The 360-nt window shown below is 63.1% G+C and carries 1 protein-coding gene; it reads right to left on the bottom strand.

From position 1 onward, the window contains the following. Positions 1–360 (bottom strand): GTP-binding protein (locus EYS42_RS16970; RefSeq protein ID WP_245503698.1); only part of this gene is annotated, 360 nt, incomplete at both ends.

Raw genomic sequence — 360 nt, 5'->3', positions numbered from 1 at the left:
ACTTGGACAGCAGCTCGCGCACTTCCATTTCGACCAGTTCCAGCAGTTCGGCGTCGTCCACCATGTCAGCCTTGTTCAGGAAGACCAGGATGTACGGCACGCCCACTTGGCGCGACAGCAGGATGTGCTCACGGGTCTGGGGCATCGGGCCGTCAGCGGCCGAGCACACCAGAATGGCGCCGTCCATCTGGGCGGCACCGGTGATCATGTTCTTGACGTAGTCGGCGTGACCCGGGCAGTCCACGTGAGCGTAGTGGCGGTTGGCCGTTTCGTACTCGACGTGAGCGGTGTTGATGGTGATGCCGCGGGCCTTTTCTTCAGGCGCTGCGTCGATCTGGTCGTACGCCTTGGCTTCGCCGC

This window comes from Aquabacterium lacunae (assembly GCF_004310865.1).
GTDB lineage: Bacteria > Pseudomonadota > Gammaproteobacteria > Burkholderiales > Burkholderiaceae_C > Aquabacterium > Aquabacterium lacunae.
Note: the sequence above shows the minus strand (reverse complement) of the source record. Positions and strands in the feature narration are given on the sequence as shown.